Raw genomic sequence first — 4,949 nt, forward strand, 5'->3', positions numbered from 1 at the left:
TTCGGCGAGCGCTTCATCAGAGCCATGGCGGCATAATATTCAAACCGCCCGCCACACACGAAATTCCTGACAGTCCCCGAGCTGCTCAACGGGGAGATCTTCTACACTCTGACCGAAGTCCGCGTGCTGATCGAGGCTTGGCGGCCACTACAACACCGTGAGGCCGCATAGTTCGCTCGGTTATCGGCCGCCGGCACCAGAAACGGCGATGACGCCATTGCCGTCCTCCGGTTCCGCTTCGCTCCACCTGCGGACGACAATGGCGTCAGAGGCAATCGTGCACTAACAATCAATGCGGACCACTCAGTGGGGGCCGGTCAAACTTGGTTGATTGAGTCCACAGTCCTCAGGCCGTGCTCGCGGGTGAATGCGCGCCATCCCACCATTTCCGTCCAGTATGCCGCGAAGACGAAGTCTAGACCCGCTGCCGCCGCGGCAAGGTAGTCGTACTTGCTGTCACCAATGAACAGCGCAGGTTTTTGAATGTTGCCGCTACCCAGCTCCCGGGCAAGGATCATGTCCTTGTTGTCGGGGCTGCCGAATATTCCTCCATCGAACAAGTGATCGATTCTCCTAGCAGTGAATACTTCGCGCAATTCTCCCTGAGATCCGCCGGAGACGATCAGCCAGCGCCTCCCGGCCGTTGCCTGCCGAAACCGCTCTAGACCCGGAACAATCGAGCATTCATGCAATCCGTTGCGCACCGCTTGGGTGTAAGCGGACAGAAGTTCCTCGTACGTCGGCCCGCTCACGCCCGGCGCCGCAATCTTGTCGAAGAAATAACGAAACTTCTCAAACCGGGAGATGCCGCCGTTGAGCACATGATGATCGACGAGAGCCTGCGCAGCTTCCTCCCCATACGTCAGGACGGCGCGGCGGAAAGCTTCCGTCTTGAGACGGTTGGAATCAAGGACCACCCCATCGCAATCGAAGACATACGTCGCGTAGACCTGGTTCATACATCTGCTTTCGCAGTCGCTCCGAAAATGGGAGCAAGCGCTTGCGCGACTTCGAAATCGTCGGGCCAGTCGATGTCGAAACTTGCGAGGCCAGAGCACGTATACAGCGCTGGGCGTGTCCCGATCCGATCGTCCCGCGTTTCGTAATCCAGACGGTGCGCCACGAACAGAGCGCTGTTGACCGCGTACAGCATCTCGAGGTCCTGGGTATGGGGCCACTGGTTTACGGAACGGTCGAAGTTGATGAACGTGCGTTCGGTGTCGCTCCAAATAAACTGACGCAGTTCATCCACTGTCATGAGCGAATCGCTATTCTCACAGCGTAACTGTTCATCCAGCGTAACGAAGGCCGCCAGCATCTGGGCCTCGTCAAAGAAGGGCGACGTCACGTGCGTCCAGGCGATCCATTCGCCGGAGACCACAGTCGGCACATGCCGAATCAGATCCTGCAAGACTGTGGTGGAACTTGCCAGCTCAGGTGGGCGGTCAACAATCCGTACATTCGCTGGCGTGCGTATTCCGTCGAACTGGGCGAAGACCTCGGGATCATCGGTCGAGACGACCACCTCGGCCACCCGGTCGGCAATGTTCGACAACTGGCGCAGCTTGACTTGGAAAAGGCTTGATCCGTCGGGATGAAAGGGCCGTGTGTTCTTGCGCGGAATGCGGGCGCTGCCGGCTCTCAGCGGCAGGAAAACAGAAATGTTATTCATGCTCAGCACTTTTCGCTCAGACCCATTCGAACGCAGGCTTGGTTGTCACAAGCCGTAGACCGCCTGCGTCTTCAGGCCGTAGGCGGTTGGCGTTACCGCGATCAGTTCAGGCGCGCGTTCATGCGCCTGGAACAGTTCCAGATAATTTGTCATTTCGCGAGTGCGCTCATCCCCCTGTCCATAGCCGTCGAAACCCGCTACCAGAATGCGCCTGGCGCCCCCACTCGCAGCGATGCTGAGGGCATAGAGGGCAACCAGCGGGGCGGGCAGTATACAGAACGAATCCGCGAAATCGAAGCGCCCGTCCGCGATGGCGATACCGAAGTCGCGCACATCTTTGCCTTCGAACGCTTTCTGCAGTGTTGCAGGGAGGAGACTCGCGGGCGTGATCAGCGGTTGAGGCCGCAGGCGATGCGCCCCCGCATCGGCCAAGAGGCGGACGGGATGACAGGCCACGCGGTAATCAATGGCATCCTGCGCGATTGGGGTCGGCAGGTTGAGCGCCATCACCACCGGCCGGTGGCGGGCAATATAGCTTTCGATTGCGTGGCTGTGACGAAGCGCGCCAGGACCAGTGCCGATCAGCAGCACGTCCCGCCCGGCCATCGCATCCCGGGGCCACCATGATCCGCATGGTTCGCCGCGGTAAAAGGCCCGGGCGGCAGTCAGCGAACCCGTGCTGAACCTCTTCCCGCCCTCCTGGCGCAGATAGTCGAGCACGGCGAGAATGTCTTCCTCGTCATAACGCGGATCACTCACCATCTCTTGGATGTAGGTGGGGTGGATGCCGTACTTGCCTGACAAGAAGTAAAACGGGTTCGTGCCCCAGCCGTAGCGGTTCTTCATCGGCTGGAAGTGCTGCCCGATCACCGAAAGCAGCGGCACGAGATTGGGATCGCGTCCATCTTGCCCTTCCAGTGCGATGACGAGTTCTTCTGTCCGGGCATTCCCAGGGCCGCGCCCCATTCCGGTAACAGTGGCATCCAGCCACGTTGCCCCGTCCGCCATGGCGCGCAGCGTGTTTTGCAGCGCAAGCCCCATGTTGTCGTGCGTATGGATGCCGATCGGCCCGTTCCACCCTTGCTTGAGCCATCCGATGATCTTTGAAGTCTGCCGCGGCGTCATCGAGCCCATCGTATCGGCGAAGTAGAGGACATCGACGGGATAAGAAGAAGCAAGCCGGGCAACTTCGACCACTTCTTCATGCGAGCGATCGGCGATCTGCATCAGGTTGAATCCAACGCGAAATCCACGATCCTTTAGCCACTGCGCAGCGGGCAACGCGCCCGCCATCTCACCGAAGTGGCACGCGATGCGGACCACGTCGACGGGCGAGGACTGACTGGGCTCCGGGAACAGCTTGGCCAGCGCGTCGTCGACCGAACCGTAACGCAGGAGGTCCGCCCCATTAACCATCACCGCGATCATGAGCCGCTCGGGGACTTCCAGACTTCGGAGGAACTCATCGGTCGTGAAGGCATGCGGCCCCTTGAATCCGCTATTGCCAATGAATCGCTGGCCAAGCTCTACGACGTTAACTCTGGCCGCCTCCATCGATGCTAAATAATCTCTCACAAGTTCAGGCTCAAAATCCCAGTCATTATAATATCCGCCATCGCGAAGCGTGCAGTCGAGTATCTGAACTTCAGTCACCGCCCCCCCCGTGTCGCTCACGTCGCTCACCCTGTTGCGGGACTCGCGCTTTTGTATAATTGACTAAACAGCCTCTTCACATCGACGTTTATCTGCTCTGATGCTACTCCGCAACATCAAAGCCGCTACGCTGTTTTCTTCACGCCCTTGATCAACCGCAGCAAAGGGATGGGATGCGACCGAGCCATTCGCAACGGGTGTACTTTGCGATCTGAGTTTGGCCCTTATACCACGCGCAATGATCAGTACCCATGTGCCCACTGGCGCATGCCGAGAGACATGATGCGCCAAGGCTGCTCGACGAGCGTATTCCAGGCGAAGCAGCAGTGGTCGACGATATCGTCGTAGGATTTGAAAATCCGGTTCGACAGCCAGTTGTCGCGCATGAACTGCCACACGTTCTCGACCGGGTTGAGCTCCGGGCATCTCGGCGGCAGCGGCACCAGCGTGATGTTGGATGGCACGACCAGCTCGGCCGATCCGTGCCATCCAGCTTGGTCGAGGATGACAACGGCATGCGCACCCGGGGCAACGTGGAAGGCGATCTCCTTCAGGTGCATACCCATCGCCTCGCTGTTGCACATGGGCATGAGATACCGGCGGCCTTGCCTTCAGCGGGACAGATCGCGCCGGGGCCGTAGGCGGGCGCAGCCCAAGATCCATGCTGAGGACCGCCGCTGATCCTTCGGTGCTGATGGACGGGTCCCGCGCTTTGCCCAGCGGCGGGTCAGCTTGGTCTGCTGACCGATGCGGGCTTCGTCCTGCCACCACAGCTCTACCGGCGTTCCTTTCGGCAGCTGTCGGGTAATTTGCGCCAGACGGGCAGCGAACTCTTTTTAAAATGGCAATGTCATCACCCTTTGGCCGTGATGACGCGGCCGCGCCGAGAGCTTTCGATAGCCCATCGCGCGCAGCTCGCGCCCAAGGGTGTGACGCGTGACCGACAGTTAAAACTCGTCCCATATCCACTGCACCAGATCGACAAGCCGCCAGCGCACGACCCCATGTACCGCCGGGATCGGACCTGCCTCGACTTGTCCGGCAAGCCGGGCGCGCTGCTCGTCGTTCAGGATCGAGGCCCGCCCCGGTGCCTTGCGTGTCGCCAGTCCTTCGGGGCCACTATCATTGAACCGCAGCACCCAGTCTCGCACGATCTGCAGCGTCACGCCGGCAACTTTCGCCGCCTCGCTCCTGCTGCCACCATCCAAGATCAGCGCTACCGCCAACAGCCGGCGAACCTGATCCGCATCGCCGCATCGCCAGGCCAACTGACGCAAATCCGCCGATGAACAATCAGATCAAACCCCAATCGCTGCAGCCATCGCAAGCCTCCAAATGCCTGCAACCTCGAATCAAATTTTCAGCCTCTTGGGAATCCCTCACGTGAGTCAGCCTCAGCGCGCTTTGGTGTTAGCTCTTGTAGATGCCGTAGGTCGAGGGGATCACGATAGCGACGAGCCCGGTCAATAGCTCCAGCAGGTCTTGCTCGGTCCAGCCCTTGCCGAGCGCGTATTCGCCCAGCGTGGCGACTAGGCTCAAGACCTATTAAATCGCTTGCAAGGATGATGATTGGTTGGTTCAGTGGCGGCGTCAGGAGGCATCGCCATGAGTGATCTGATCCGGC

At 59.8% G+C, this 4,949-nt stretch carries 4 protein-coding genes and 2 pseudogenes; 1 reads left to right on the forward strand and 5 read right to left on the reverse strand.

From position 1 onward, the window contains the following. Window positions 1–78: 78 nt before the first annotated feature. Window positions 79–286 (forward strand): annotated as a pseudogene (locus ELY13_RS15240) (integrase core domain-containing protein); the annotation flags it as partial. A gap of 31 nt (window positions 287–317) precedes the next feature. Here the strand turns inward: ELY13_RS15240 and ELY13_RS14615 are convergent. The 5 genes and pseudogenes from ELY13_RS14615 to ELY13_RS15615 all read right to left on the reverse strand — a co-directional run bounded on the left by ELY13_RS14615 (window position 318) and on the right by ELY13_RS15615 (window position 4,864). Further along, window positions 318–959: an HAD family hydrolase gene (locus ELY13_RS14615; RefSeq protein WP_126174618.1), complete on the reverse strand. Its 642-nt coding sequence runs from the start codon at window positions 957–959 to the stop codon at window positions 318–320. After that, window positions 956–1,672 (reverse strand): acylneuraminate cytidylyltransferase family protein, encoded by a 717-nt coding sequence (locus tag ELY13_RS14620; RefSeq protein ID WP_126174619.1) that lies wholly within the window; start codon window positions 1,670–1,672, stop codon window positions 956–958. The genes ELY13_RS14615 and ELY13_RS14620 overlap by 4 nt, the downstream gene beginning before the upstream one ends. A 45-nt stretch (window positions 1,673–1,717) precedes the next feature. After that, window positions 1,718–3,346, reverse strand: coding sequence for an aldolase catalytic domain-containing protein (locus tag ELY13_RS14625; RefSeq protein WP_206436091.1), 1,629 nt, complete (start codon window positions 3,344–3,346; stop codon window positions 1,718–1,720). Between the two features lie 221 nt (window positions 3,347–3,567). Continuing rightward, a pseudogene (locus ELY13_RS14630) lies at window positions 3,568–4,602 on the reverse strand (IS630 family transposase). A 133-nt stretch (window positions 4,603–4,735) separates the two neighbouring features. Continuing rightward, window positions 4,736–4,864 (reverse strand): Pam3-gp28 family putative phage holin, encoded by a 129-nt coding sequence (locus ELY13_RS15615; protein WP_277600673.1) that lies wholly within the window; start codon window positions 4,862–4,864, stop codon window positions 4,736–4,738. Window positions 4,865–4,949 lie beyond the last annotated feature (85 nt).

The organism is Altericroceibacterium xinjiangense (assembly GCF_003958635.1).
GTDB classification, from domain to species: Bacteria; Pseudomonadota; Alphaproteobacteria; order Sphingomonadales; family Sphingomonadaceae; genus Altericroceibacterium_A; species Altericroceibacterium_A xinjiangense.

Bases quoted from the DNA above. Each gene is read 5' to 3' on its own strand.
- ELY13_RS14615 (WP_126174618.1), bottom strand. From the start codon at position 959: ATGAACCAGGTCTACGCGACGTATGTCTTCGATTGCGATGGGGTGGTC.
- ELY13_RS14620 (WP_126174619.1), bottom strand. From the start codon at position 1,672: ATGAATAACATTTCTGTTTTCCTGCCGCTGAGAGCCGGCAGCGCCCGC.